Origin of the sequence: Brevibacillus centrosporus (genome assembly GCF_003710815.1) — a bacterium.
Taxonomy (GTDB): Bacteria; Bacillota; Bacilli; order Brevibacillales; family Brevibacillaceae; genus Brevibacillus; species Brevibacillus centrosporus.
Genome location: NZ_RHHP01000016.1, coordinates 94,388 through 119,472, shown reverse-complemented (window position 1 = coordinate 119,472; position 25,085 = coordinate 94,388). Strand labels below are relative to the sequence as shown.

Below are 25,085 nucleotides of genomic sequence, written 5' to 3'. Positions count from 1 at the left end.
GTAAGTGAGCAAGATGACAGTTGAAGTCGTAACTCCTGAACGGGTTGTCTACAGCGGTCAAGCTGAAATGGTCATCGCCCGCGGTGTAGTAGGGGATCTCGGTATTTTGCCGAATCACATGCCGCTGGTGAGCCCGCTGAAAACAGCGCCAGTTCGGATCAAAACAGAAGGCGAAAAAGAAGTGAAGATGGCAGTGAGCGGCGGCTTCATGGAAGTGCGCGGCGACAAGGTAACCATCCTCGCTGAAACGGCTGAATTGCCAGGTGACATCGATGTAGAACGTGCGCAGGCTGCAAAAGGCCGTGCGGAAAAGCGTTTGTCCGAGAAGTACCCTGACCTTGACTTCCAAAGAGCAGAGCGTGCCCTGCAACGTGCGATGGCTCGTCTCGACGTAACGAAGTAAGCAGCAAGAAGCTGGAATCCCCGCGGCCATGTGGTTGCGGGGATTTTTCGTACGAATTGAATGAACTGGAACTGTTTGGGGGCATGATATTTCCAGTTGGTAATTGCCTGTGGTTTCTGTGTATAATAGACCTAATGCCCTGCCGACAAGCGTAATTGTAAGGATGACATCGGGATGAAGCGGCATTGGCTATTGGGGAAAAAGGAGAGTAGTAGTGATGCAAACCATTCGCGATATCCGCCAGAGCAACGAAGGCGTAGTAATTCCCAGCAGCTATACAGCAAACGGCTGGTCTAGTGTGCTGTCTCATGAGATGAATGTATTGTTCCAAGCGTTTTGCTATGTAACAACCAAATATGAAACAAAAGCAGAAATGGAAGCGGCTTTGAAGGGGTTTAAAGCTCTGGAAGGCACATTCACTGCTCCTGTAAAAAAACAGTTCAAATCCGAAGAAGACTACAACGGCTACGTGAACCTCTTGAACCGTTTCAAGGCGTTTTTGAGCCGTTCCAACTATGAGTATCCGACTTCTCTGGAAGAAGCGGTTGCTCTCTTCGAAAAATGGGGCCTGGTCATCGATAAAGGCGATGTTTGGGACGTACCGGTTTATCCGTTCCCGGACGCTGCTGATCTGTTCCAATTGAACGAAGCAGAAACATTGGCTCTGGCACATGTGAAGCTCGAGGCATTGGTTCATCCGATCTTTAGCCGCTTGATCATGATGCTTCATGAGAGAGACGAAAACAGCTTCACGCTCTCGAAAGCTGAGCTGAAAAGCATGCTCAACACGAACGACGAAATGCTGGCTGAGGTTTTGATCAAATTGACGCCATATATGGAAAAAGCAGTAGAAGGCATTCTGGAGATTCCAGAAGATGAGAGCATGACTTTCACCGTTGTGTGGGAGCGTGTATACGAGGATTTCCTCGGAGAGCAGTTCTCGAAAAACGTGCAATAAAGCCAACAAGGGTGATCGGACAAGCCGATTGCTTTGGGCATCAAGGTTTGAAGAGTGGACCCAGAGAAATTTCTCTGGGTTTTTTCCTATATATGGATTTGTTTCGAGGCTTTCGTTAGACACTTATTGGGCGATTTGATATAATGATAAAGGTATTTTTTTCTATCTGGATCAGATTGTAGCACATGAAAAAGGGACGATTTGATTCAGGAGTTCTTCCAGTATCAGAGATGTCAACAGTCGTACCTACACCCGTATACTGCAGGCAGTACCCTTTGAGAGGAGTGTCGACTCCAGCAGAGGGCACGTAGTAAAGGATTCATACCTTGCACAGAGCGGAGGGAACGTGGGTGAATGACATTTATACCAACAATTATGTCATTGTCGCCATCTTTTTGATCCTTGGTGTGTTATTGCCCGTGGCTACTGTCAGTTTCATCGGTCCGCTGTTACGCCCAAAGAAACCAACACGGGAGAAGCAAACAACTTATGAAAGCGGTAACATTCCGGTTGGGGACAGTTGGGTACGCTTCAATGTGAAGTACTACATCTTTGCGCTCATGTTTGTGATTTTTGACGTAGAAACACTCTTTCTGTACCCGTGGGCCGTCGCTTACAACCAGCTAGGTCTGTTTGCCCTAGTCGAGATGGTCATCTTTATATCCTTGTTGGTAGTAGGTTTGATCTACGCGTGGAGAAAGAAGGTGCTGGAATGGAACTAGATCTGACAAGCATTGCGCCTGAACTGCAGGAGGAACTGGATCGCAACGTCATGTTTACGACGCTGGAGACGGTAAAAGGCTGGGTACGCAGCAACTCGCTGTGGCCATTGACATTTGGTCTCGCCTGTTGCGCGATTGAGATGATGGGAACAGGTGGAGCTCGTTATGACCTCGACCGTTTTGGTGTGATTTTCCGTGCTTCTCCACGCCAGTCAGACGTCATGATCGTGGCGGGGACGGTAACGAAGAAAATGGCGCCGTTATTGCGTCGTTTGTATGATCAAATGCCGGAGCCGAAATGGGTGATCGCCATGGGTTCCTGTGCGACGGCTGGAGGACCATACGTGCGGTCTTATAGCGTAGTAAAAGGGGTCGACCAGGTCGTTCCGGTTGACGTGTATATTCCAGGGTGCCCACCGAATCCGGCAGCGCTGATCTATGGCATCAACAAGCTGCAAGAAAAGATACGCTATGAGGCGAAGACTGGGAAGCAGGTGACCAGTCAATGAGCGAGGAGAAGCGCAGGCCAACGCCGGAAGAAAAGGCGCAGGCGGCAGCCGAGGCTCGTGCCAAAGCTGAAGCTTTGCGAAAATTAAGAGAACAGGAAGCAGCGGGGGAAGCTTCCCAGGAAGCAGCTTCGCAAATGGGAGAGCAAGGCGAGAATACTGCTCCAGAATCGCCCCCAGCTCCAGCCCCAGCGAAGCCAGTATCTGAGATGACCCCTGAGGAAAAGGCAGCAGCCAAGAAAGCGGCAGCAGCCGAGGCGTTGGCAAAGGCCCAAGCAGCAAAGGCAGCCAAGGATGCAGCCCAAGGCGGAGACACCGGTGAAGCAGGAGCAGATGCTGATGCCAAGGCGAAAGCAGCGGCTGCAGCTAAAGCAAAAGCGGCAGCCGCGGCTGCTGCGAAGGCAAAGGCAGCCAGGGAAGCAGGCGGGGACTCTGCAGACGCAGGTGGAGAGGATGCCAAGGCGAAGGCAGCGGCAGCCGCCAAAGCGAAAGCCGCCGCTGCAGCTGCAGCGAAAGCCAAAGGGGCGACTGGCGCAGAGGATTCTGGAGCCGATGCAGCACCAAAAGCTCCTTCCAAAAACCAGCCTTACCTGGACAAATACATTTCCCGATTGACAGAGGCGTTTGGCGCAGAAGTGTTGGAAGCCTCTTATATAAACGAACTAGCAAAAGAAGTGCCGACCCTCGTCATCACAAACGAGCGCTGGCATGAAGTGGCTCCATTTTTAAAAGAAGACGAGCAGCTGGGCTTCGACTATTTGTCCGATTTGCACGGTGTCGATTACGAGGACAGGATGGAGGTTTACTACCATCTGTATTCCTACAAAAATCGGCAAAGTGTGGCAGTGAAGGTCAAAACGAGCAGAGAGCAGTCCTCCGTTCCTTCTGTCATGAATGTTTGGCAGGGAGCGAATTGGAACGAGCGTGAGACTTTTGACCTTTTAGGTATTCATTTCCCGGGACATAGGGATTTGCGTCGAATTTTGCTGCCGGACGACTGGGTAGGCTACCCGTTGCGAAAAGACTATGTGCAATACGACGAGGAGGTTTAACGAATGAACCAGAACATCCTCACAACGCAAGTAGAAACCTCGCCGGATACAGGCATTCGCACGGAAGAGATGCTGTTGAACGTAGGACCACAGCATCCCAGTACGCATGGCGTTTTCCGCCTCGTCGTCAAAATCGATGGGGAAACGATTCGGGAAGCGATTCCTGTGATGGGATATCTGCATCGCGGCACAGAGAAGTTGGCGGAGAATCTCAATTACACGCAGATCATTCCTTATACGGACCGGATGGATTACGTATCAGCGATGACCAACAACTACGTTCTCTGTCATGCAGTCGAAACGATGATGGGATTGGAGATTCCTGAGCGAGCTCAATTTCTGCGATTGATTGCGATGGAGCTGAATCGTGTCGCCAGCCATTTGGTCTGGTGGGGAACGTATTTGCTCGATATCGGGGCGATGGGACCGTTCCTGTATGCTTTCCGTGATCGGGAAATGATTCTCGACCTGTTTAATGAGCTTTGCGGTGCGCGCATGACCTTCAACTACATGCGAGTGGGCGGAGTGAAATGGGATGCACCGCCAGGCTGGATCGAGAAGGCAAAGGATTTCGTGCAATACATGAAAAAAGAACTCCCGAGCTATCATCAGCTCGTGACGGGAAATGAAATCTTTATCAGTCGGATTAAAGGCATCGGGAAGTTTGATTCCAAGACCGCCCTGGACTATTCGCTTTCCGGTGTCATGCTGCGTTCAACCGGTATCAAGTGGGACATCCGCAAAGACGAGCCGTATTGCATCTACGACCGCTTTGAGTTCGACGTTCCGACGGCGACAGAGGGAGATTGCATGGCGCGTTACCACCTGCGTATGGCCGAGATCGAACAATCTCTTCGCATTCTTGAGCAGGCGCTCGATCAATTCCCTGCTGAGGGAGAGATCATCGGAAAAGTGCCGCGTGTCATTCGGCCGCCAGCAGGGGAAACGTACGTGCGAATCGAATCTCCACGTGGAGAAATCGGCTGTTACATCGCAAGCCAGGGCAAGGATAAGCCGTGGAGGCTGAAGTTCAGACGCCCTTCATTCACCAATCTGCAAATCTTGCCCAAATTGCTGGAGGGTGAAAACCTCGCCAACATGATCGCCATCCTGGGCAGCATCGACATCGTGCTCGGGGAGGTTGACTGTTAATGAGTACACTCTTGCAGCAAGCACCCTCATTGGGAAACACTATCTGGTTTATCTTAGCGGCAGTAGTCTTGCTTGCGGTCCTGCTGGGGTTTGTGACCTACGCCATTTACTTTGAGCGAAAAGTCATTGGGTGGATGCAGCTTCGGATTGGTCCAAACAGGGTAGGTCCTCTGGGACTATTGCAAACGGTAGCCGACGTGACCAAGCTTTTGCTGAAAGAAGATACACGTCCTCTGCACGCAGACAAAGCGCTGTTTACGCTAGCTCCTATTCTGGCATACGCGCCTGCATTTGCTGTATTGGCGGTGATGCCATTTACCGAGAGTATTCAGTTTGCTGACCTAGGGATTGGGCTTTTGTACTACATCGCTTTGTCCGGGATTACCGTCCTAGGGGTAATTACGGCAGGCTGGGCTTCGAACAACAAGTATTCGCTGATCGGGGGTCTCCGCTCCGCTGCGCAGATGATCAGCTATGAAGTTCCGCTGGTCATGTCCGTGGTAGGTATCGTCCTCATGACGGGCAGCATGAATCTCAGGGAAATTGTCGAGGCACAGCGGGATGTCTGGAATATCGTTCCGCAGTTTATCGGATTCGTTGTTTTCATTGTCGCTGCACAAGCAGAGCTGAACCGTACCCCGTTTGACTTGCCCGAAGCAGAGTCCGAGCTCGTCGCAGGTTACCACGTCGAGTATTCCGGCTTCCGCTTTGCGATGTTCATGCTGGCGGAGTACGTGTACATGTTTGGAATGGGGACGTTGATTACCATTCTGTTCTTGGGTGGCTGGCTGCCGATCCATCCCGCACTGAGCTTCATACCGGGAATTATCTGGTTCGTGCTGAAGTTTTCCCTCTATGTATTCTTCCAGTTCTGGTTGCGGGCCACCATGCCACGTATGCGTGTCGACCAGCTGATGTCGTTCGCCTGGAAAGTGCTCTTGCCCGTAGCGTTGTTCAACATCCTGCTCACAGCCGTCGTCATCTCTTATCAGAACGGCATGTTCTAATAAGGGAAGAGGCACATAGCTAGATGGATGGAAGGCACGTAGGCTCGCCAAGGATTGAAATGAGCGAGGCGAAGTTCTCAAAATCGAGGGGTGACACACATGCTAGGATTGGCCAAAGGCCTGGGATATACCTTTAAAAAGCTGACTGAGAAAAAAATAACGCATTTCTATCCGGATGTTCCTTTTCCCATGCCGCCTCGTTTTCGCGGCATCCAGCACTTTTCTCCGGAGAAATGCATTGTTTGCAATCAGTGCGCACGTATTTGTCCGACAGAATGCATCCAACTGACAGGCAAGCCCCATCCAGATCCCGATAAAAAAGGAAAGCTGATCGACACCTACGATATCAACTTTGAGCTCTGTATCCTTTGCGATTTGTGTACGGAGGTTTGCCCGACAGAAGCGATTGTGATGACCAACAACTTTGAGCTGGCTGCGTATAGCCGTGATGAGCTGTACAAGAACTTGAAATGGCTAGATGACAACAATACCAACGTCAGGGAGGAGAACTAGTGATGACAGGCGAATTCGTAGCCTTCTTTATTCTTTCTCTGCTGACGATTGGCGGAGCTGTCTTTATGATCAGCTTTACCCGAGTCGTTCACATGGTTATCTCTCTAGGTATTACCTTTATCAGTATTGCGGGCTTGTTCGTTCTCGTCGGAGCAGAGTTCGTGGGAGTCGCGCAGGTACTCGTCTATTCAGGCGCCATTTCCATTCTGATGCTTTTCGGGATCATGCTCACCAAGCACGATGCTTATGATGAGGGAACCGGACGCAAGTGGAAAAACAGGTTCATCTTGCTGTTTGTAGCACTTGTTTTCGCCCTGTTGTTCTGGGGGATTCAAAATACCGCTTGGCCGGCATCTCCGCCGCCTGCTGCATCTGGAGTGAGCAATGCGAAGGAGATTGGTCTGGTAGTCTTCACCGAGTACGTGATTCCGTTTGAGCTGGTATCCGTGCTTCTGCTGGTCGCTTTAATCGGAGCGATCATTATGGCAAAGAAGGAGGGGGATAACGAATGACGGTAAGCATTACCTCCTATCTGCTAGTCGCCTTGATTCTGTTTTGTGTCGGTCTGTATGGAGCCCTGACGAAACGAAATGCAGTCGTCGTTTTGTTGTCGATCGAGCTGATGCTGAATGCGGTGAACATCAATTTGGTCGCATTCTCGAAATACGGGCTGTACCCTTCCGTATCCGGGCAAATCTTCACGTTGTTTAGCATGACAGTCGCAGCTGCAGAGGTAGCGTTGGGATTGGCCATCTTGATTGCCTTCTATCGCAACAAGGCGACAGTGAACGTAGACGAAATGGATGAAATGAAACGATAAGATGGAAACCAGAAAAGGAGGACAAAGATGGATACTCTTCTGCACTACGCATGGCTCATCCCTCTGTTTCCGCTTCTAGCTTTCATCGTGATCGTTTCGTTTGGTCGCCAGTTGAAAGAAGGAGCTTCACTCGTCGGCATCGTGCTGACGGCAGTTTCGTTCGGGATAGCAGCGCTCATCTTCTGGGAGAGATTTCAGGGGGGAGCGGCAGATTATAAATTCGTTGTCGATTGGCTTCAGGTAGGAGATATCGTGATCAACATGGGCTATGAGGTCAATCAGCTCAATGCCATGATGCTGGTGATCGTGACACTGGTCAGCCTTTTGGTCCAGATCTACTCCAGAGGCTACATGCACGGGGACGATCGTTTCCCTGTGTTTTATCAGTATCTTGCTCTGTTTACCTTCTCCATGCTGGGACTGGTGATTTCGCCTAATCTCTTGCAGGTATACATTTTCTGGGAGCTAGTGGGTGTCTGCTCGTTCCTGTTGGTGGGCTACTATTTCTTCAAGCCGGAAGCAAAGGCAGCGGCAAAAAAGGCGTTCATCGTTACACGTGTGGGCGACCTTGGTCTGTTTATCGGAATCTGTCTTTTGTTCTGGTGGACTGGAAGCTTTGAGTACGATCAAATTTTTGAAAGTGTGGCACTTGGCAGGCTGGAGCCTTGGATGGTCACGCTGGCTGCGATTCTCATCTTCGTTGGAGCGGTTGGGAAGTCGGGGCAATTCCCGCTTCATACGTGGCTGCCTGACGCGATGGAAGGTCCGACTCCTGTATCTGCCCTGATCCACGCTGCAACCATGGTAGCAGCAGGGGTATACCTCGTGGCAGCGACTTATCCGGTATTCATCGCATCGGAGACAGCATTGACTGTGGTAGCTTACGTCGGTGGATTTACCGCTATCTTCGCAGCTTCCATCGGTCTGACGCAGCGGGATATCAAACGCGTTCTCGCCTATTCGACGGTCAGTCAGCTGGGTTACATGATGATGGCACTGGGCGTTGCGGGCGCTGCCGGTTATGTCGCAGGATCTTTTCACTTGATGACCCATGCCTTTTTCAAAGCGTTACTCTTCCTAGGAGCGGGTAGCGTCATCCATGCTGTACATACGCAGGATGTATTTGAAATGGGTGGTTTGTGGAAGAAGATGCCGATTACCGCACTCACTTTCTTGATTGGCTGCCTGGCGATTGCAGGGATCTTCCCATTTGCCGGTTTTTGGTCGAAGGAAGCGATCTTGGGCGCGGTGTACGGGGCGCACCGATACGATCTCTTGGTGCTGGCACTCGTGGCTGCTTTCTTCACCGCCTTCTACATGTTCCGTCTGTACTTCCTTACCTTTACTGGCGAGGCGCGTGGCAAGCATGAGGCGCATGAATCACCTTCCGTCATGACGGGTCCTTTGCTGGTGCTCGCTTTTCTCGCCATTGTGGCTGGGTTCGTCAATACGCCGTATGCACCGCTGCTGACGGATTGGCTGCTTGCTTCACCAACGGGCGATACCATTGCCAGCGTGTTTGGAGAAGGAAGTGAGCATGCTGCGGCTTGGCTGCAAGTTTTGGCTCTGGCTATTTCCTTCTTGGGTATCTTGCTTGCCTATCTGATGTACGGGCGAAAATCGATTCCTGCAGATTCCATACCGGAGACGTTGCCATGGCTCTATCGCCTCTCCTATCGCAAGTATTACGTGGATGAGCTCTACCATTACGTGTTCGTTCGACCCCTTGGATGGCTTGGCGTTTTCTTGAATGCCTTTGACAAGTACATCATAGATGGCTTGGTGGGACTGACGGCAAAGATTACCCAAGGGATCGGTGCCCTGCATGCACGAGTGCAGAGTGGCCAGATGCAGTCCTACGGGGCGATGGTTCTGTTTGGATTGCTGCTCTTGATTGTCGCCATCAGCTTGACGGCGCAGGGAGGTGGATTCTTTGGATTCGGTCACTAATATCCTACTGTCAGCACTGGTGTTTTCTCCGCTGCTGGCGATCATTATCCTCGCTTTTGTGCCGAATCATCAGGGCGGTGCAATCAAGCAGATCGGCATTTACGGCACCCTGCTTCCGCTGATCCTGGCTTTGTGGATGTTTGGTTCTTTCAATTACAACGCGACTGCCCTGCAGTTTGTGGAGAAGCACGACTGGATCTCGATTCCGATCGGTTTGGCACAGACTGGAGCGGTATTCACGTTTGATATTAACTACGAGCTGGGTGTAGACGGGATTTCGATGCCGTTGATTTTGCTGACAGCGATCATTGCTACACTCGCGGCAGTGGCCTCCTGGCAGCTCAAAAAGAGGCAGAAAGAGTACTTCATCCTGTTTCATGTTTTGCTGATGGGGATGCTCGGCGTGTTTGCGGCCGACAACCTGTTCCTCTTCTTCATTTTCTTTGAGATGACGCTCGTTCCGACGTTCTTCCTGATCGGAATCTGGGGCTACGGGGAACGTGAGCATGCCGCGAACAAATTCCTCTTGTACAACGGGATTGGCTCCGGCATCATGCTGCTCGCCTTCATCGTCATCTTTATCGTGCTGCGTACGATGAATATCGAACAAATCGCAACCATTTTATCTACACCTGAGCATCCGGCGGCAGCGGCACTGTCACCAGCTTTCCGCTACGGACTGTTCTTGGCCTTGTTTATCGCCTTTGCCATCAAGCTTCCCGTGTTTCCGTTCCATACGTGGATGCTGAAGGTACACGTACAGGCACCGCCCTCTATCGTTATGATTCACTCGGGGATCCTGCTGAAAATGGGCGCGTACGGATTGCTGCGTATGGGCATCGGGTTCTTTCCGGAGCAAGCCTATTCGTTTTCGACCTGGCTGGCGGTATTGGGGATCATCAACGTCCTGTATGGAGCCGTTCTGGCTTTCGTCCAAAAGGATTTGAAAATGGTGCTGGCCTACTCCAGTATCAGCCATATGGGAATCGTCCTTCTCGGATTTGCCTCGATGAATAGCATCGGGTTTCAGGGAGCGATGTTTCAGGTGGTATCTCACGGGTTTATCTCCGCGCTGTTGTTCTTCTTGATTGGCGTGATTTGGGATCGAACGCAGACCTCGCAGATCGACGAGCTCGGCGGCTTGGCGAAATCCATGCCGTTTGTCAGCGGAATTTTGCTGGCTGGCGCGATGGCTTCTCTGGGTCTGCCAGGGATGTCCGGGTTTATCAGTGAATTTTTCGCCTTCCTGGGATTGTTCGGGCGCATGCCGATTCTTGCAGCCATTGGGGCTATTGGTATCGTCTTGACGGCAGTCTACCTGCTGCGGGCAATCCTGCGTACGACCTTTGGCCAAACCCCGGGACGTTTCGAAGGACTCGCTGACGCGCAGCCGATGGAGGTCATTCCTATGGTGGTGCTGCTGGGCTGCATCATCCTGATCGGTGTTTACCCGGCTGTCCTGGGAAATCCGATGCAGCAAGCTCTGAAAACGATCGTACCCATTGTCACGGGAATAGGAGGGTAAATCCATGGACGTTAAAGATATCTTCTCGTATAACTGGAGTTACCTTCTGCCCGAGTTTATTATCCTAGGCTTTGCAACGGTGCTGTCCCTCTTGGACCTGTTCGCGGGGAAACGACTAGGCAAGCAGGTGATCGGCTGGCTTTCCCTGCTGGGTGTTGTACTGGCTGCTGTGTTTGTCTTCGTCAATGTAAACACACTCGACAAGCCGTACAGCTATATGGCGGATATGATCCGGATCGACAACTACGGCAATGCATTCAAGCTGCTTTTCCTGGCGGGAACGGCGTTTGCCTTGCTGCTGTCCCTGTCGTATCTGAAGCAGAGAGAAGTGGAGCACACGGGTGAGTATTACTACCTGCTGCTGACGGGCCTTCTCGGTGCGATGGTCATGGCATCTTCTGCTGATTTGATCACACTGTTTGTAGGTCTGGAGCTTTTGTCGCTATCCTCCTACGTGCTGGTCGGATTGCGGAAAAAGTCGCTACAATCGAACGAGTCGGCATTCAAGTACGTCGTCTCTGGCAGTATCGCTACAGCTGTTACGCTGTTCGGGATGTCATACGTCTACGGTTTGACCGGAACGACGCATGTGTATGAGATTTCGACCAAGCTGGCGGAAGCAGGCATGGCGGGCTATCAATTCCTCGTCTACGTCTCGTTTGCTTTTCTGGCGGTTGGTCTAGCTTTCAAAATATCTGCGGCTCCGAATCATATGTGGGCACCGGATGTGTATCAAGGGGCACCAACTCCCGTCACGGCCTTCCTGGCGGTGGTCTCCAAAGCAGCGGGCTTCGCGCTTTTGTTCCGTCTGCTGTTGATCTCGTTCTTTAATGTGACAGATGGCTCTAGTCGATTCTTCTTCGACCACGGAAGTCTCTATTTGGGACTTATGGCGGCAGCATCGATGATTATCGGCAACACGATGGCGCTCAGACAAACGAATGTCAAACGCATGATGGCGTATTCGGGTATTGCCCAGGCTGGGTATTTGCTTGTACCGTTTGTCCCGCCAACCACGCTGTTCTTTAGTGAAGTGATTTTTTACCTGTTTGGCTATTTGCTCGTAAGCTTCGGGGCTTTTGCTGTCATCATGGTCGTCTCCCGCGAGCAAGGAACTGAGGATTTGAAGGGCTTTGCCGGTTTGTATCATCGCTCGCCAAGCCTTGCTATCGCGATGAGCATTTTCTTGCTCTCCTTGGCAGGGATTCCGATCACGGCAGGGTTTTTCGGGAAGTTCTATCTGTTCATGAGCGCTCTCGCACAGGAAAACTACTGGCTCTCCGCGATCATGATCATCACTAGCGTCGTTTCGTACTACTACTACTTCGGGATTATACGGCAGATGTACATGCGTCCTGGTTCGAGCGAAGCTTCCTTGTACGTACCAAAAGGGATCTGGACCTTTATTCTCGTGATGGCGGTCGCAACCGTGTTCTTTGGGGCTTTCCCGGGACTCGTGACCGATTATATCCAGGCGCATTTCAATCCGTCATTCGATTTCGGAAATATGCTACCGCCGAGCTTCCGATGAAACTCGAAACAGCGTAGCGGTTCATGTACAATAGAGGGATAGCCTCGAATCGGGGCTGTCCCTTTTTACGTATTTACACTCGTATTTTTCTACAGAGAACAGAGGAGGAAATGAGAGTGCCGCAAGAAATTTACGGCTTTGTCAGCATTATCGTCACGATCGTATTCATCGGTCTTGCTTGGTGGTCCCTGCAGTCGCTTCGCTTTGAGAAGATCGTGAAGAAGCCAAACAGCGCGCAGGCCAAGCTGTTGCAAATCTTATTGTCAGTCGTGGTAGGGTATGAGATATCTCGCTTCTTCCTCGATTATTTGGGCTGGTCCCTTGCGTTCGGGAACATGTTTCAATAGCAGTCCAAACTTCTAGCCGATTTACTGGTATATCCACCCAGTTTCATGTGCAAAATGAGAAGTACAAAGAGATGCATGTGAACGGGAGAGGGATTGAACATGGGGAAATGGTCTGGGTTCGTTATGCTGGCAATGGTTGTGATCTTGGGGGCTATCTACTGGATGCCTGCACAAGCAAAGGAAGAAAAGCCAGTTGCCGCAAAACTGTTGCGTGCTTTGGAAGAATCCGGAGCTGCTGGAGAAACGATTCAGGTGCGTGCACGTACCGCGATGGGACTGGTAGAGAGTCCGGACGAAGTCAAAAGGTTGGCAGAGCGTTGGGCAAAGCAACTAGAGATTCCATTTTCCCATGTCGAAATCTCGCGAAAACACCAGATGATCGTGTATCAGTCCGAAACCCAGAAAGAGGGCGTCCAATTGCGCTATGAGGTGTCAGCCGTTTCCAAAAATGGTTCTTTTGACACATATGTAGTGCTGCACTTGACGGGAAGTCCTCAAACGCTACTATATATGGAAGAGATGCAGGAAACGTTCGCGAAAGCCCTGAAAAAAGCCAACTTTATTCCGCAAATTAGCACTTGTATTCGCGGAATGTACAATGATAAGATGAGTGTTGACCAACAGGAGGGTAGGATTTTGTCGATTTTTCGGACCCTCGAAGCAACAGAGCTCGAACGTTTGCAGGATGAGACGGTTGTAAGCATATCCGGGCATACCCGTATGTGGGAACCGTTCATTGCGTTAAACGGACAAAAAATGAATCTACAGGTGGCAACCCATCGTGACAGCGATGCTGAAAAAACGTGGATCACCGTAGGAACACCAATTATCACAGTGGAATATTAGCACGCGGAGGGGTACACATTGGATAAAATTATTGTCCGCGGTGGTAAGGCATTGTCGGGGAATGTGAAAGTCTCTGGCGCCAAAAATGCCGTGCTCCCTATTATTGCAGCATCTATCCTGGCCGAAGAAGGGACTTGCGTCATCTCAGACGTACCGGCGCTTGACGATGTCAGGACAATATGCGACCTCTTGAAATCGATGGGAATCTCCCTTACATATGATCATGAAGTGCTGACGGTAAATGCTGCCAAGCTGACTAGCGTGGAAGCATCCTATGAACTCGTTCGCAAAATGCGTGCATCCTTCCTGGTAATGGGGCCGCTTTTGGCAAGACAAGGACGAGCTAGAGTCGCTCTTCCAGGTGGTTGTGCTATTGGTACCCGCCCGATCGATCAACACCTGAAAGGGTTTGAGGCTATGGGAGCCAAAATCGAAATCGGACAAGGGTACATTGAGGCAAGTGTAGAGGGACGATTGAAAGGTGCGAAAATCTACCTGGACATCGCGAGTGTAGGTGCCACGGAAAATATCATGATGGCAGCCGCTTTGGCAGAGGGAACCACCGTGATTGAAAATGCAGCAGAGGAACCGGAGATCGTAGATTTGGCAAACTTCCTGAATCGGATGGGTGCAAAAATCCGCGGTGCCGGTACTGGATCGATTCGTATTGAAGGCGTGGACAAAATGACGGGGTGCACTCATTGCGTGATCCCGGACCGCATTGAAGCGGGGACATTTATGGTAGCGGCAGCGATTACCGGCGGAGACGTGTTTGTAGAAGGGGCGATTTGCGATCACCTCAAATCCGTAACGGCGAAGCTGCGCGAGATGGGTGTCGAGGTGGATGAGCAGGAAAACGGAATTCGCGTTCGCCGCACAGGCGCGCTGAAAGCTGTCGACCTGAAAACCTTGCCGTATCCGGGCTTCCCGACAGATATGCAATCACAAATGATGGCGCTCTTGCTCGTATCCGAGGGTACTAGCATTGTGACGGAAACTGTTTTTGAGAATCGCTTCATGCATGTGGAAGAATTTCGCCGTATGAATGCCAATATCAAAATCGAAGGCCGTAGTGCAATCGTCGAAGGTGGCTCCAAGCTGACTGGCAGCAAAGTCGCTGCAACGGATCTGCGTGCAGGTGCAGCACTCGTGCTTGCAGGACTGGTGTCTGATGGGGAGACAGAGGTTTCGGCCCTTCACCACATCGACCGCGGCTATGTGAACTTTACGGAAAAGCTGCTGGCATTGGGCGCTGATGTCGAACGCGTCACTCCGGAAAGCAAGACTCGTGAAGTGAGCGTATCTGAATCCATGAAGGTAAGCTTCTCTCCTAATTTTGCATAGACAAAAAGCGAGACTCTCTGTGAAAGCAGAGGGTCTTTTTTCTTTCTCGCTTCTCTCTCATTCTCGCGTTCTACCGCCTGCGCAAAAGACATAGATATTACAGTGTCTAGCTACAAAGCGAGGAGGATCTGACGCATGAAACGTTACCTACTCCTGTGGTTCATCGTATTGCCGATCTTGCTCGTCGCGATTCCGGCTTCCCTGGTCTACTTCTTTTCGCCAACGGCCTCGACGGGAGGGACTGCGGATGTGGCCGTGTCTGTTCCGGACAAACCTGCCAGCACAGGGCCTTCTCTACCGGTGAAAGTTTACCGCACCGAGAAAAAGGTGGTGGAAACGATGCCTCTGGAAACGTACATCGCCGGTGTGGTAGCAGCGGAGATGCCTGCCGAATTTGAACTGGAAGCCTTAAAGGCGCAAGCGATGGCAGCCAGGACTTATATCGTTCGCAGGTTGAACGAAGGCAAGCTGGACGATGTGCCAAAGGGAGCCCAGGTACTGGATACCGTACAGCATCAGGTGTATATGGATGATGCACAGCGGCGTGAGCGGTGGGGTGACCAGTACGAATGGAAAAATCAACGAATTTTGCAAGCCGTCCGGGAAACAGCAGGTGTCGTATTGACTTACGATGGAAAGCCGATCGACGCGACCTTTTTCTCTACCAGCAACGGCTTTACGGAAAACTCGGGGGAGTACTGGGAACAATCGATTCCGTACTTGAAAAGCGTACCGAGTCCCTGGGACATTCAATCGCCGCGATATGAAGAGACAGTAACGATGTCTACCGCTCAGCTGGAAAAGAGTCTGGGTGTCAAGTTGACACAGGAGGCATCCACCAACGGAGCCTGGTATCAGATCGAGGCAAAAACGACAGGAAACCGGGTTGGCAAAATCAGCATTGGCGGCAAAGAGTTTTCTGGACGGGAATTTCGGGAGAAGCTCAATTTGAATTCTTCTTCCTTTACCTTGGAGCTGCGTGGCGGCCAGGTGTACATTACGACCAAAGGATACGGTCACGGCGTCGGCATGAGTCAATGGGGAGCGAACGGCATGGCGAAAAGCGGAAAGAACGCCGAAGAGATCGTAAAGTACTTTTATCAAGGAATCTCCCTGCAAAACTTTACGAAATTCGTGGCTGTTTAGTTACGTCTCTGCAAATTTTTACTTTTCCCTTCTCTCTCAGGTTTATACGCCAAAATTCTGGCGATACTGAGGGATGAGGTGATGAAAATAATGGAAGATCAAAAAAATCAAAATCAACCGATTCCTTTCAAGAAGGCAAGTGCATGGAAAAAAGTCTTGGGTAAGAAATGGGCATTTCCCGCGATCTACATCGGCACCGCAGCAATCATTCTCGCTTTTGTGATGTGGTATCAGGGCAGCATCATCAGCACCGTCTCCAATTTGACAGACGTTAAGGAAGACGTGGCTGTGACGACTCCCGAAACCCCGGCTGAACAGCCACAAGGCGAAGAAGCGGTACCTGTCGCAGGTACAACGCAACCGTTGGTATGGCCCGTTGGCAAACAAGTGCAGTACGAATTGGGGATGAGCTTCTATGATGAGCAAGCCTCCAAGGACGATCAGCAAAAAGCGTTGGTCAAGTACAACAACTCTTTCTTCCCGCACACAGGTATTGATCTGAAGTCTACGGATGGCAAAAGCTTTGATGTCGTAGCTGCTTTGGCAGGGAAGGTCGTAAAAGTGGAAAACGACCCACTTGTCGGAAAAGTGATCGAAGTGGAACATGCGGATAAAATGGTAACGGCGTATCAAAGCTTGGAAAACGTTGTCGTGAAACCAGGCGATGAAGTGACCCAAGGCCAAGTTATCGGTTCTGCTGGACGCAACGAATACGAAAAGGATTCGGGCGTTCACCTTCACTTTGAAGTTCGCGTTGAAAACAAGGCAGTAAATCCGGAGCAATACTTGATTCAAGGTGAACCGGAAGTAAAAAACCAATAATCGGTCATTTTGCCAAACACCTGTGAAGGGCTCTCCTTTCACGGGTGTTTTTTTGCATGAAAAAGGACAATTTTGCCCAATGTGTACAAACTGTTGAAAAAAGATGGGGCCGTGCTGGCTTGTCAGGCTTGGAAACGTAGAATATGTGTCCCTACGCACCCATATATTGTATCAGACAATGTAGATACAAGGAGGCGAGTGACGTGCACGACTACATCAAAGAGCGAACCATCAAAATCGGACGATATATTGTGGAGACGCGAAATACGGTCCGGATGATCGCCAAAGAGTTCGGTGTTTCGAAAAGTACAGTGCACAAGGACTTGACTGAGCGGCTGCCTGAGATAAATCCAGAGTTGGCAAACCAGGTAAAGGAAATTTTGGAATATCACAAAGCCATCAGACATTTGCGGGGTGGAGAAGCCACGAAAATCAAGTACAAACGTCGCAGTAAAAAGGTTCGAATAGAACAGGAGGAGAGTGTGTAAGAAAGAATTTCCTTGTCCTCTTACGTAGAAGAGCCTATGATATTAGGTAGAAATGTAACTGGTAACAGGGAGGACCTTTCATGTTTGGCAAAGATATCGGGATCGACTTGGGGACAGCCAATGTCTTGGTTTTTGTAAAAGGCAAGGGGATTGTCCTGGATGAACCATCTGTCGTAGCAATTGACAGCAAAACCAGAAAAGTATTGGCTGTGGGCAACGAAGCGCACCGAATGGTGGGCCGTACCCCAGGGAACATAGTAGCGATCCGACCTTTGCGAGAAGGAGTCATTGCGGATTTTGAAATTACAGAAGCCATGCTGAAACACTTCTTGACCAAGATTGGCGGAAAAAGCATGTTTGCTCGCCCGCGAATCTTGATTTGCTGCCCGACGAATATTACTTCGGTTGAGCAAAAGGCGATTCGAGAAGCGGCTGAACGCAGCGGCGGCGCCAGAGAAGTATACATCGAGGAAGAACCGAAAGTGGCTGCAGTAGGGGCAGGTATGGACATTTTTCAGCCGTCGGGCAATATGGTAGTGGATATCGGTGGAGGTACTACCGATGTCGCTGTCCTGTCGATGGGCGACATTGTCACTTCATCCTCCATCAAAATAGCAGGCGATACATTTGATGTGGCTATTATGCGGTACATAAAAAATAAATATAAGTTGCTGATTGGAGAACGCACGGCTGAAGACATCAAAGTTCAGATTGGGACCGTTTCCGATACGCGCCAGGACGAAATGGACATTCGAGGGAGAGATATGGTGAGCGGGCTGCCACAGACGATTACGATTCGCTCGAACGAAGTCCAAGAAGCCCTGGCCGAGTCGGTTAGTGCGATTGTACAAGCCTCAAAATCTGTTTTAGAACGAACACCTCCGGAACTTTCTGCCGATATAATTGATAAGGGTGTTTTCTTGACCGGTGGCGGCGCATTATTGCACGGTATCGACCAGATTCTGGCGGACGAATTGAAGGTCCCTGTACTGGTTGCGGACGAGCCGATGATGTGTGTAGCCAAAGGAACAGGAATGATGCTGGACTACCTGGACAAAGTACCAGCGCACCGGAATAAGAAATTATTCAGGGGGTAAGATTACGTGATCAGAGGCTTGTATACGTCTGCATCAGGCATGTTGGCCTTGCAGAACAGGCAGGAATCGCTGGCGAACAATCTGGCTAACGTCAACACTCCAGGGTTCAAACAGGACATGGGTGTGATGCGTGCTTTTCCAGAACAATTGATTTCCCGTATTCGCGACCAGGAAGGTCCTGATATTGCCGGCTATCCCAATTTGGATGGACAGGCTGCCGTTATCGGACGTCTAAACTCCGGTGTTTACATGTCGGAGGCTCTTCCTCTGTTCAAGCAGGGGGATATCACTGAGACGCGGAATCCTTTTGACGTAGCATTGCTGGACAACCTCCAGCCAGATCAGGACGGAAACGAGCGGAGACTGTTTTACAGCGTAGCGAAGCTGGAGGATGCGGCACAGCCTGCACAGCCAGAGGATGTGCGCTATACGCGAAACGGTAACTGGAATGTGAACTCGGATGGGTATCTCGTCACGGCAGATGGCTACTATGTATTGGATAACGATCGTCAGGCCATTCGGGTGAACGACCCTGTGACTGGTCTGAATGTTGGACAAGGACTGAAGATTAGCCGTTTGGGCGAGCTGCAATACGAAGACCCAGTCACCAAAGACCTGGTAACGATGCCGAACAACCTGAGACTGGGACTGAGCGTGGTAACGGATCCGTTGAAGCTCGTTCGGGAAGGCACAAACATTTTCCGCTACGAAGGCGAAGGACAAATCGAAGCGCTGGATGAGGCGGAAGCGAACGATCAGGCTGCGATTGCGGCAGGGCAATATACCGTTCCTACTGTTGCTGGACGATACGGAACACAGCAAGGCTGGATTGAACGGGCAAACGTCGATCCGATGCAGACGGTTACAAGCATGATGAGCGCATTGCGCGCCTACGAAGCAAACCAGCGTGTCATCACGACCATTGACGGCACCATGGAAAAAGCGGCGAACGAAATCGGCCGGGTAAACGGGTAATAGGAGGAAGCACAGATGCAGTCGCTTAACATTTCTACTGCCGCTATGCGCGGGATCCAGCAAGCACTGGACAATACGTCGAACAACCTGTCGAATCTCGATACGGTTGGGTACAAGCGTCGGGTGGCTTCCTTTTCTGAGCTGCTCTCCGACTCGATGAACGAGCAGCCCAAAGTCGATGAAGAAAACCGCAATTCGCCGCCTGGCTTGCGCGTAGGCAGCGGGGCACGCCTGGGAATGATCAAGCTGGACATGGGTCAAGGAAACATGAAACAGACCGATGTGCCGACAGACTTGATGATTGAGGGCGACGGATATTTCCTCGTTACGAAAAAGATCAAGGATGCTACGGGAGCAATCATTGAGGAACAAAATCGTTTTACACGTGACGGCTCCTTTAAAATTCAATACAATGACGATGAGGGAGGCTATGTCCTTCACACAGCCTCTGGATATACGTTGACGGACAATAGCGGCATTCCGATTGTTTTGCCGGAGCCGGTACGCGATATTCAGATCTCCAAGGATGGGATGCTGACTGCGGATGGTACCGAGTATGCGCCGATCGGTCTGTGGAAAGTGGACAACCCTGATCAACTGCAGGCATTAGGCGGAAATTTGTATGACGCAGAACTGGCGTCTGGGGCTGCGCCTGACAGCAAATATGTGAATGCCATCGATGAAGGGATCGCGACTCTTCGCCAAGGTGCTTTGGAGACATCCAATGTAAATATGGTGGAAGAAATGTCTCAGCTGGTGAACATTCAGCGTGCGTATCAGCTGAATTCTCGCGCGATTGGCATTAGCGATCAGATGATGGGAATTGCCAACTCCATTCGAAGCAGATAATAACTTACTGATGATGACGGGAGAGAGGAGCATGGATCGAGGAAAGGGACAACCATTCCCGCGTGAAGCCCAGGAGATCAAGACCAAAGAACGCGTACGAAGAGGCAAGAACTGGCCCATCGTCCTGATCAAGATCGTGATGGTTCCGCTGCTGCTGTTCCTCTCACTGATCGTCGGTTTGATGATCGGCTACGGCGTCGTAGGGCACGAGCCAGCTTCTGAAGTGTTTGATCTCGGTACATACAAGCATATGTGGGACTTGCTGTTTGCCGGTACGTAATGAACGTGTCATAGAAGAGCGCGTGGCTGAACCGAATGGTTTGGGCACGCGTTTTTTGCGGGGACTTGTTGGGGCGATTGTCCACAGAGTATAATAGATCGAGTGGTTGAAAAAGGAAGTGACGATCTGACTACGGAGGGATATCCGTGAATCTTCCTAATTTGCTTACGGTCTTTCGCATTGTTCTCATCCCCTTGTACCTGTACGTCTTTTTTTCCGAAGCACCGTATCATGTAGAGATTGCTTTGGGTATCCTGATTTTGGCGGGGTTAACAGACATTTTGGATGGGTACATTGCGAGGAAGCATAAGCTGGTGACCACGTTCGGGATCATGATGGATCCTCTTGCGGATAAATTAATGATGATGGCAGTGATTGCATCGCTGTTTTTGACCGAGCGCATCAGTCTGTGGGCCGCCTTGTTTTTCTTTGCGCGGGACATCGCGATGATCGTAACAGGAGCCGTGTATCACCTGCGGGGCAAAAAGACGGTACCAGCCAATACATATGGCAAGCTGACCACGGTATTATTTTACCTAGTATTCCCTTTGGTGATGTTTCGTTATGAATACAGCGAAGCCATTCTCTGGTCAGTCATTGCGTTTTCGTTTATCACCAGCGCGATCTATCTGGGAAAGTTTCGTTTGTTGAACCGGTCGTAATGATGGGGAAAAAGAGCACTTCCCGCTTTGGGAAGCGCTCCTTTATCTTAACCCCTGCCCCGCTTGAACGGAGTTGGGTGTTGTTTATAGTCTCACTTCGCAGACGGGTCTTCATGCATGGACAAGTCTAGTTAAGAATGGAAATGGAGCGGTGTAATATGGAAATCAAAGCGCCTCTAGATATTGTACAGATTCAGCAAATCATTCCTCATCGGTATCCGTTTTTGCTGGTGGACAAGATCGTAGAGCTGGAGCAAGGCAAAAAAGCAATCGGTGTGAAAAATGTAACGATCAACGAGCCGTTTTTTCAAGGTCACTTTCCTGGGTATCCCGTCATGCCTGGCGTCCTAATTGTGGAAGCTTTGGCCCAAGTCGGCGCAGTAGCTATGCTGAGCGTAGAGGAACATCAAGGAAAAATCGGACTGTTCGCTGGGATCGATGAGTTCCGCTTCAAGGACCAAGTAAAGCCCGGTGATACGCTAACGCTGGAGGTTGAGTTGACCCGAGTACGCGGTACGGTAGGAAAAGGATACGGGAAAGCATTGGTAAATGGCAAGGTAGTAGCTGAGGGTGGACTGATGTTCGCACTGACTGCAGGAGCAGGGGCACATTCATGAAGATGGAGAACTATTGTGGCTAGGTGAAACGAGCTTTGGATGTGAACGGGAATAATCCGTTTATCTGTCCGAAGCCTTTTTTAGCTTCTTTCCAATTATATTTATAAAATTTCACTAATAAATACGCTATAATCTTCTTAGTGAAAGGTGGTGATGGACATGGAAATAACGATAACTGCAAAATTCAAAATTAAACCAACTATTGAGCAACAATCTTTGTTGTGTGATACCGTTCGCGCTTATCAAAAGGGATGCAATTTTGTATCTGAACTTGTGTATCAAACGAAAGACCTTGCCCAACTAAAGCTACACAAGTTGACCTATGAAATATTGAGACGTGATTATGCCTTACGTTCGCAAATGGCGCAATCGGTAATAAAAACGGTCATTTCTTGCTATAAATCCCTTCTATCAATTGGTAGTAACTGGACAAATGTGCAATTTAAGAAGCCAGTGTATGATCTAGTATGGAATCGCGATTACTCGTTAACCAAGGATCACTTTTCCATCAATACACTTCAAGGGAGAATAAAAGTACCATTTGAAACCAAAGGGTTGGAACGATATTTTGAAGGTGAATGGTTATTCGGCACAGCGAAATTAGTAATGAAGTATGGAAAATTCTTTTTACATATTCCCATGACTAAGATAGTCGAGTTAGTTTCGGAAAAGAAGATCAATCAAATTGTTGGGGTCGACATGGGAATTAACTTTGTAGCGGTGTCCTATGATTCGAAAGGAAAATCTTTGTTTTTTAAAGGCAGACCCATCAAGGATAAACGTGCACATTACAAACACCTTCGTAAACAACTTCAACAAAGACAAACTTCATCGGCTCGCAGACGTTTACAGGCTATAGGGCAACGAGAAACCCGTTGGATGGCAGACATAAATCATACTGTCAGTAAGGCACTCGTTACCCGTTATGGAGCAAATACTTTGTTTGTTATTGAAGAATTGTCAGGTGTACGTCAAGCGACAGAAAGAGTTCGAACCAAAGATCGTTATCAATCTGTATCATGGGCATTCTACCAATTACGACAAATGCTCGAATATAAGGCTCTCCTGCAAGGAGCAAAGGTAATTACCGTGGATCCGCGATTTACATCACAAAGCTGTCCGAAGTGCGGTCACACAGAAAGGGCAAATCGGAATAAAAAGAAACACACGTTTAGTTGTAAAAATTGCTCATATACCTCCAATGATGATCGGATAGGAGCCATGAATCTTCAACGAAAAGGAATCGAGTACATCGTTGAAGCGACTGTACAGGCATGACCTATGCAGTTGGGTAGCTGTCAACCTGCCCATGATGTATCAACACGCCCTGGGTGTAAAAAGGCAGGAGTTTTGTGAGAAACGTTCGTACTGCTGGTTAGATACAAATTCGTCTCTTTAAAGACGGATCGTTGACGATCTTATTGAATGTGCCTTTCTTTTCAGGTAAAATGGCTAGTGGGCAACTTATACATTGAAGGTGAAACCATTGACCAAACAGGTCGCAAGTATATTAGGTGTACCGTTTTCTACACGAGGCTTTCGCGAAAGCGTGGACTACATGGTCGAAAGGATCGAGGGCGGAAAACAGACACATGTCGTTACCGCCAACCCGGAAATCGTCATGCTGGCGAGAGAACACCGGGGCTTTCGTGCTATTGTGGAACAAGCCTATGTCGTTCCAGATGGCATTGGTATCGTGTACGCCGCCAAATGGACGAATCAACCCATTTATGAGCGCGTTACGGGAGTCGAGCTGCTGGAGGCTTTGATGGCCGAAGCGGATCGGCGCCGTTGGAGTGTATATTTGTTGGGAGCGCACCCGGAGGTCATCAGTTTGGCTGCACAGAAGCTGGCTGAGCGCTATCCGAGCGCGCGCGTCGTCGGGTATCGGGACGGATATTTCCGACAAGACGAAGAAGAACAAATCGTGCAAGATATCGCGGAGAAAAAGCCCCACCTCTTGTTTGTGGCGTTGGGGGCGCCGAGACAGGAAGAATGGATGGTCAAGTATCGCGATCAGTTGAATGCTTCCCTGATGATGGGAGTGGGCGGCAGCTTTGACGTCATTTCCGGGAAAGTAAAGCGTGCCCCTGCTATCTGGCAGAAACTGCATCTGGAATGGTTTTATCGCCTGGCATCCCAGCCTTCCCGCTGGAAGCGCCAGCTCGCTATTCCGCGGTTTGTCCTGACAGTCTTGAGAGAAAAATGGAGTGGCCGCTCCTAGATGCACCCGTAGAGAGGAGAACAGTCGATGTCTACATTGATCTTCGGATTACTGACTTCGCTGATCGTATCATTTATCGCAACACCCTATGTCATGAAGCTCGCTATCAAGGTAGGGGCAGTAGATGCACCGAATCAACGCAAGGTACATACGCGGATCATGCCGCGAATGGGCGGTCTCGCTATTTACCTGGGTTATCTGGTTGCGTTCTTCTTGTTTGTACCATACTCGAGCATGGGGGAAATGCTGGGGATTTTCATCGGTAGTACGATTGTGATGATTGTGGGGATGCTGGATGACAAATACCAGCTCTCGCCAAAGTGGAAGCTGCTCGGCCAATTGGTGGCCACAGCGATTGTCGTCATTCCGTTTGGTTTGAAAATTGGTGTCGTCAATCTGCCGTATACCGGGAGCATTGACTTCAGCAGCGGATGGCTCTTCTGGCTTGCGATCCCGATCACGATGTTCTGGATCGTCGGGGTGACCAACGCTGTCAATCTGATTGACGGTTTGGACGGTCTGTCCGCAGGCGTTTCAGCGATTGCTACGGCAACGATGGCAATCATGGCCCTGCTCATGGGCGATCACAAAGTCGCGATCTACTGTTTTGTGCTCCTCGGAGCCATTCTTGGTTTTCTGTATTTCAACTTTCATCCGGCCCGCCTGTTCATGGGCGATACCGGTTCACTCTTTTTAGGCTTCAATATGGCTGCCCTGTCGATCATGGGCTTTAAAGAAGCACTTTTCGTTTCTTTCATCATCCCGATTGTCGTACTGGGCGTTCCGCTCTGGGACACGTTCTTTGCCATCGTGCGCCGCATTGTGAACAAAAAGCCGATTTCCAGCCCGGATAAAGGGCATCTGCATCACTGCCTGCTGAACATGGGCCTGTCCCACCGCAGCACGGTGATAACGATCTACTCGATCAGCATCTTCTTCGGAACGATGGCGATCCTGCTTACAAAGACCACCAAGTGGACAACCATCATCGTCATGGTAGCCCTGCTCATCGTCACACATCTGGCGACCGAGATTGTCGGCCTGGTAAGCCGCCGCCACCGCCCGCTGATTAACGCGTATCGCCGCTTGCGCTTGAAGCAGGCGGAGCAGCAGAGAAGAACACAATAGGTTGGAATGGTTGACGAAGAGCTCCTGCAGATGCAGGGGCTTTTTTTTCGCCATTATTTAGGGGGAAACCCTTAAGTACAAGCGATGTTTTTCCGATAAAGTAAGGGAGAAGTATGAGTCC

General features: G+C 50.2%; 28 protein-coding genes. All 28 read left to right on the top strand.

The window, feature by feature from the left end; genetic code table 11:
- Positions 1 to 4: 4 nt before the first annotated feature.
- The 28 genes from EDM55_RS16050 to EDM55_RS15915 all read left to right on the top strand — a co-directional run bounded on the left by EDM55_RS16050 (position 5) and on the right by EDM55_RS15915 (position 24,964).
- Positions 5 to 403 (top strand): F0F1 ATP synthase subunit epsilon, encoded by a 399-nt coding sequence (locus EDM55_RS16050; protein ID WP_092268266.1) that lies wholly within the window; start codon positions 5 to 7, stop codon positions 401 to 403.
- Between the two features lie 217 nt (positions 404 to 620).
- Positions 621 to 1,361: a DUF6042 family protein gene (locus EDM55_RS16045; protein ID WP_122960776.1), complete on the top strand. Its 741-nt coding sequence runs from the start codon at positions 621 to 623 to the stop codon at positions 1,359 to 1,361.
- 350 nt (positions 1,362 to 1,711) lie between these two features.
- Positions 1,712 to 2,083 carry an NADH-quinone oxidoreductase subunit A gene (locus EDM55_RS16040; RefSeq protein ID WP_092268264.1) on the top strand — a complete coding sequence of 124 codons (372 nt, stop codon included), beginning with the start codon at positions 1,712 to 1,714 and terminating at the stop codon, positions 2,081 to 2,083.
- Positions 2,074 to 2,592 carry a NuoB/complex I 20 kDa subunit family protein gene (locus tag EDM55_RS16035; protein WP_055745678.1) on the top strand — a complete coding sequence of 173 codons (519 nt, stop codon included), beginning with the start codon at positions 2,074 to 2,076 and terminating at the stop codon, positions 2,590 to 2,592. Before EDM55_RS16040 ends, EDM55_RS16035 begins: the two co-directional genes overlap by 10 nt.
- Complete coding sequence (locus EDM55_RS16030) at positions 2,589 to 3,641, top strand: NADH-quinone oxidoreductase subunit C (protein WP_092268263.1); 1,053 nt, start codon at positions 2,589 to 2,591, stop codon at positions 3,639 to 3,641. The genes EDM55_RS16035 and EDM55_RS16030 overlap by 4 nt, the downstream gene beginning before the upstream one ends.
- A 3-nt stretch (positions 3,642 to 3,644) precedes the next feature.
- A complete protein-coding gene (locus EDM55_RS16025; RefSeq protein WP_122926902.1) occupies positions 3,645 to 4,793 on the top strand; it encodes an NADH-quinone oxidoreductase subunit D in 1,149 nt (382 codons plus the stop codon).
- Complete coding sequence (nuoH, locus tag EDM55_RS16020; RefSeq protein ID WP_092268261.1) at positions 4,793 to 5,800, top strand: NADH-quinone oxidoreductase subunit NuoH; 1,008 nt, start codon at positions 4,793 to 4,795, stop codon at positions 5,798 to 5,800. Before EDM55_RS16025 ends, nuoH begins: the two co-directional genes overlap by 1 nt.
- Positions 5,801 to 5,899: 99 nt before the next feature.
- Complete coding sequence (gene nuoI, locus EDM55_RS16015) at positions 5,900 to 6,313, top strand: NADH-quinone oxidoreductase subunit NuoI (RefSeq protein ID WP_122926904.1); 414 nt, start codon at positions 5,900 to 5,902, stop codon at positions 6,311 to 6,313.
- 2 nt (positions 6,314 to 6,315) lie between these two features.
- Positions 6,316 to 6,825: an NADH-quinone oxidoreductase subunit J gene (locus tag EDM55_RS16010; RefSeq protein WP_092268259.1), complete on the top strand. Its 510-nt coding sequence runs from the start codon at positions 6,316 to 6,318 to the stop codon at positions 6,823 to 6,825.
- Entirely contained in the window at positions 6,822 to 7,133 is a 312-nt protein-coding gene (gene nuoK, locus EDM55_RS16005) for an NADH-quinone oxidoreductase subunit NuoK (RefSeq protein WP_092268258.1), read from the top strand. The genes EDM55_RS16010 and nuoK overlap by 4 nt, the downstream gene beginning before the upstream one ends.
- 27 nt (positions 7,134 to 7,160) lie before the next feature.
- Complete coding sequence (gene nuoL / locus EDM55_RS16000; protein WP_092268257.1) at positions 7,161 to 9,083, top strand: NADH-quinone oxidoreductase subunit L; 1,923 nt, start codon at positions 7,161 to 7,163, stop codon at positions 9,081 to 9,083.
- Positions 9,067 to 10,608 carry a complex I subunit 4 family protein gene (locus tag EDM55_RS15995; RefSeq protein WP_092268256.1) on the top strand — a complete coding sequence of 514 codons (1,542 nt, stop codon included), beginning with the start codon at positions 9,067 to 9,069 and terminating at the stop codon, positions 10,606 to 10,608. Before nuoL ends, EDM55_RS15995 begins: the two co-directional genes overlap by 17 nt.
- Positions 10,609 to 10,612: 4 nt before the next feature.
- Complete coding sequence (gene nuoN / locus EDM55_RS15990; protein ID WP_122960775.1) at positions 10,613 to 12,139, top strand: NADH-quinone oxidoreductase subunit NuoN; 1,527 nt, start codon at positions 10,613 to 10,615, stop codon at positions 12,137 to 12,139.
- Between the two features lie 116 nt (positions 12,140 to 12,255).
- Positions 12,256 to 12,486: a DUF1146 family protein gene (locus tag EDM55_RS15985; protein ID WP_092268254.1), complete on the top strand. Its 231-nt coding sequence runs from the start codon at positions 12,256 to 12,258 to the stop codon at positions 12,484 to 12,486.
- Positions 12,487 to 12,585: 99 nt separating this feature from the next.
- Positions 12,586 to 13,332 (top strand): YwmB family TATA-box binding protein, encoded by a 747-nt coding sequence (locus EDM55_RS15980; protein WP_092268253.1) that lies wholly within the window; start codon positions 12,586 to 12,588, stop codon positions 13,330 to 13,332.
- A gap of 18 nt (positions 13,333 to 13,350) precedes the next feature.
- Positions 13,351 to 14,676 carry a UDP-N-acetylglucosamine 1-carboxyvinyltransferase gene (murA, locus tag EDM55_RS15975; protein WP_092268252.1) on the top strand — a complete coding sequence of 442 codons (1,326 nt, stop codon included), beginning with the start codon at positions 13,351 to 13,353 and terminating at the stop codon, positions 14,674 to 14,676.
- Between the two features lie 135 nt (positions 14,677 to 14,811).
- On the top strand, positions 14,812 to 15,822 hold the full coding sequence (gene spoIID, locus EDM55_RS15970) for a stage II sporulation protein D (RefSeq protein ID WP_122960774.1): 1,011 nt from the start codon (positions 14,812 to 14,814) through the stop codon (positions 15,820 to 15,822).
- A gap of 90 nt (positions 15,823 to 15,912) precedes the next feature.
- Positions 15,913 to 16,644, top strand: a complete 732-nt coding sequence (gene spoIIQ / locus EDM55_RS15965) for a stage II sporulation protein SpoIIQ (protein ID WP_092268250.1) — start codon at positions 15,913 to 15,915, stop codon at positions 16,642 to 16,644.
- 203 nt (positions 16,645 to 16,847) lie between these two features.
- Positions 16,848 to 17,132 carry a sporulation transcriptional regulator SpoIIID gene (gene spoIIID / locus EDM55_RS15960; RefSeq protein WP_055745664.1) on the top strand — a complete coding sequence of 95 codons (285 nt, stop codon included), beginning with the start codon at positions 16,848 to 16,850 and terminating at the stop codon, positions 17,130 to 17,132.
- Positions 17,133 to 17,212: 80 nt separating this feature from the next.
- The gene (locus EDM55_RS15955) at positions 17,213 to 18,229 is read left to right on the top strand and encodes a rod shape-determining protein (protein WP_092268249.1); all 1,017 of its coding nucleotides are present in this window, start codon (positions 17,213 to 17,215) and stop codon (positions 18,227 to 18,229) included.
- Between the two features lie 6 nt (positions 18,230 to 18,235).
- Positions 18,236 to 19,204 (top strand): flagellar hook-basal body protein, encoded by a 969-nt coding sequence (locus EDM55_RS15950; protein ID WP_122960773.1) that lies wholly within the window; start codon positions 18,236 to 18,238, stop codon positions 19,202 to 19,204.
- A gap of 15 nt (positions 19,205 to 19,219) precedes the next feature.
- Positions 19,220 to 20,053 carry a flagellar hook-basal body protein gene (locus EDM55_RS15945; RefSeq protein ID WP_092268247.1) on the top strand — a complete coding sequence of 278 codons (834 nt, stop codon included), beginning with the start codon at positions 19,220 to 19,222 and terminating at the stop codon, positions 20,051 to 20,053.
- A 31-nt stretch (positions 20,054 to 20,084) separates the two neighbouring features.
- Complete coding sequence (locus EDM55_RS15940) at positions 20,085 to 20,333, top strand: DNA-directed RNA polymerase subunit beta (RefSeq protein WP_092268246.1); 249 nt, start codon at positions 20,085 to 20,087, stop codon at positions 20,331 to 20,333.
- A gap of 140 nt (positions 20,334 to 20,473) precedes the next feature.
- Complete coding sequence (locus EDM55_RS15935; RefSeq protein ID WP_092268245.1) at positions 20,474 to 20,995, top strand: CDP-alcohol phosphatidyltransferase family protein; 522 nt, start codon at positions 20,474 to 20,476, stop codon at positions 20,993 to 20,995.
- A 158-nt stretch (positions 20,996 to 21,153) separates the two neighbouring features.
- A complete protein-coding gene (fabZ, locus tag EDM55_RS15930) occupies positions 21,154 to 21,612 on the top strand; it encodes a 3-hydroxyacyl-ACP dehydratase FabZ (RefSeq protein ID WP_092268244.1) in 459 nt (152 codons plus the stop codon).
- Between the two features lie 159 nt (positions 21,613 to 21,771).
- Positions 21,772 to 22,890, top strand: a complete 1,119-nt coding sequence (locus EDM55_RS15925; protein ID WP_092268453.1) for an RNA-guided endonuclease InsQ/TnpB family protein — start codon at positions 21,772 to 21,774, stop codon at positions 22,888 to 22,890.
- 208 nt (positions 22,891 to 23,098) lie between these two features.
- A complete protein-coding gene (locus EDM55_RS15920; RefSeq protein ID WP_092268243.1) occupies positions 23,099 to 23,836 on the top strand; it encodes a WecB/TagA/CpsF family glycosyltransferase in 738 nt (245 codons plus the stop codon).
- Between the two features lie 27 nt (positions 23,837 to 23,863).
- Positions 23,864 to 24,964 (top strand): glycosyltransferase family 4 protein, encoded by a 1,101-nt coding sequence (locus EDM55_RS15915; protein WP_122960772.1) that lies wholly within the window; start codon positions 23,864 to 23,866, stop codon positions 24,962 to 24,964.
- Positions 24,965 to 25,085: the final 121 nt, after the last annotated feature.

Bases quoted from the DNA above. Each gene is read 5' to 3' on its own strand.
- EDM55_RS15955 (WP_092268249.1), top strand. From the start codon at position 17,213: ATGTTTGGCAAAGATATCGGGATCGACTTGGGGACAGCCAATGTCTTG.
- EDM55_RS15940 (WP_092268246.1), top strand. From the start codon at position 20,085: ATGGATCGAGGAAAGGGACAACCATTCCCGCGTGAAGCCCAGGAGATC.
- EDM55_RS16010 (WP_092268259.1), top strand. From the start codon at position 6,316: ATGACAGGCGAATTCGTAGCCTTCTTTATTCTTTCTCTGCTGACGATT.
- EDM55_RS16045 (WP_122960776.1), top strand. From the start codon at position 621: ATGCAAACCATTCGCGATATCCGCCAGAGCAACGAAGGCGTAGTAATT.
- spoIID (WP_122960774.1), top strand. From the start codon at position 14,812: ATGAAACGTTACCTACTCCTGTGGTTCATCGTATTGCCGATCTTGCTC.
- nuoK (WP_092268258.1), top strand. From the start codon at position 6,822: ATGACGGTAAGCATTACCTCCTATCTGCTAGTCGCCTTGATTCTGTTT.
- EDM55_RS15915 (WP_122960772.1), top strand. From the start codon at position 23,864: ATGTCTACATTGATCTTCGGATTACTGACTTCGCTGATCGTATCATTT.
- nuoH (WP_092268261.1), top strand. From the start codon at position 4,793: ATGAGTACACTCTTGCAGCAAGCACCCTCATTGGGAAACACTATCTGG.
- EDM55_RS15945 (WP_092268247.1), top strand. From the start codon at position 19,220: ATGCAGTCGCTTAACATTTCTACTGCCGCTATGCGCGGGATCCAGCAA.
- EDM55_RS16030 (WP_092268263.1), top strand. From the start codon at position 2,589: ATGAGCGAGGAGAAGCGCAGGCCAACGCCGGAAGAAAAGGCGCAGGCG.
- fabZ (WP_092268244.1), top strand. From the start codon at position 21,154: ATGGAAATCAAAGCGCCTCTAGATATTGTACAGATTCAGCAAATCATT.
- spoIIQ (WP_092268250.1), top strand. From the start codon at position 15,913: ATGGAAGATCAAAAAAATCAAAATCAACCGATTCCTTTCAAGAAGGCA.
- EDM55_RS16035 (WP_055745678.1), top strand. From the start codon at position 2,074: ATGGAACTAGATCTGACAAGCATTGCGCCTGAACTGCAGGAGGAACTG.
- nuoL (WP_092268257.1), top strand. From the start codon at position 7,161: ATGGATACTCTTCTGCACTACGCATGGCTCATCCCTCTGTTTCCGCTT.
- EDM55_RS15980 (WP_092268253.1), top strand. From the start codon at position 12,586: ATGGGGAAATGGTCTGGGTTCGTTATGCTGGCAATGGTTGTGATCTTG.
- EDM55_RS15925 (WP_092268453.1), top strand. From the start codon at position 21,772: ATGGAAATAACGATAACTGCAAAATTCAAAATTAAACCAACTATTGAG.
- nuoI (WP_122926904.1), top strand. From the start codon at position 5,900: ATGCTAGGATTGGCCAAAGGCCTGGGATATACCTTTAAAAAGCTGACT.
- nuoN (WP_122960775.1), top strand. From the start codon at position 10,613: ATGGACGTTAAAGATATCTTCTCGTATAACTGGAGTTACCTTCTGCCC.
- EDM55_RS16025 (WP_122926902.1), top strand. From the start codon at position 3,645: ATGAACCAGAACATCCTCACAACGCAAGTAGAAACCTCGCCGGATACA.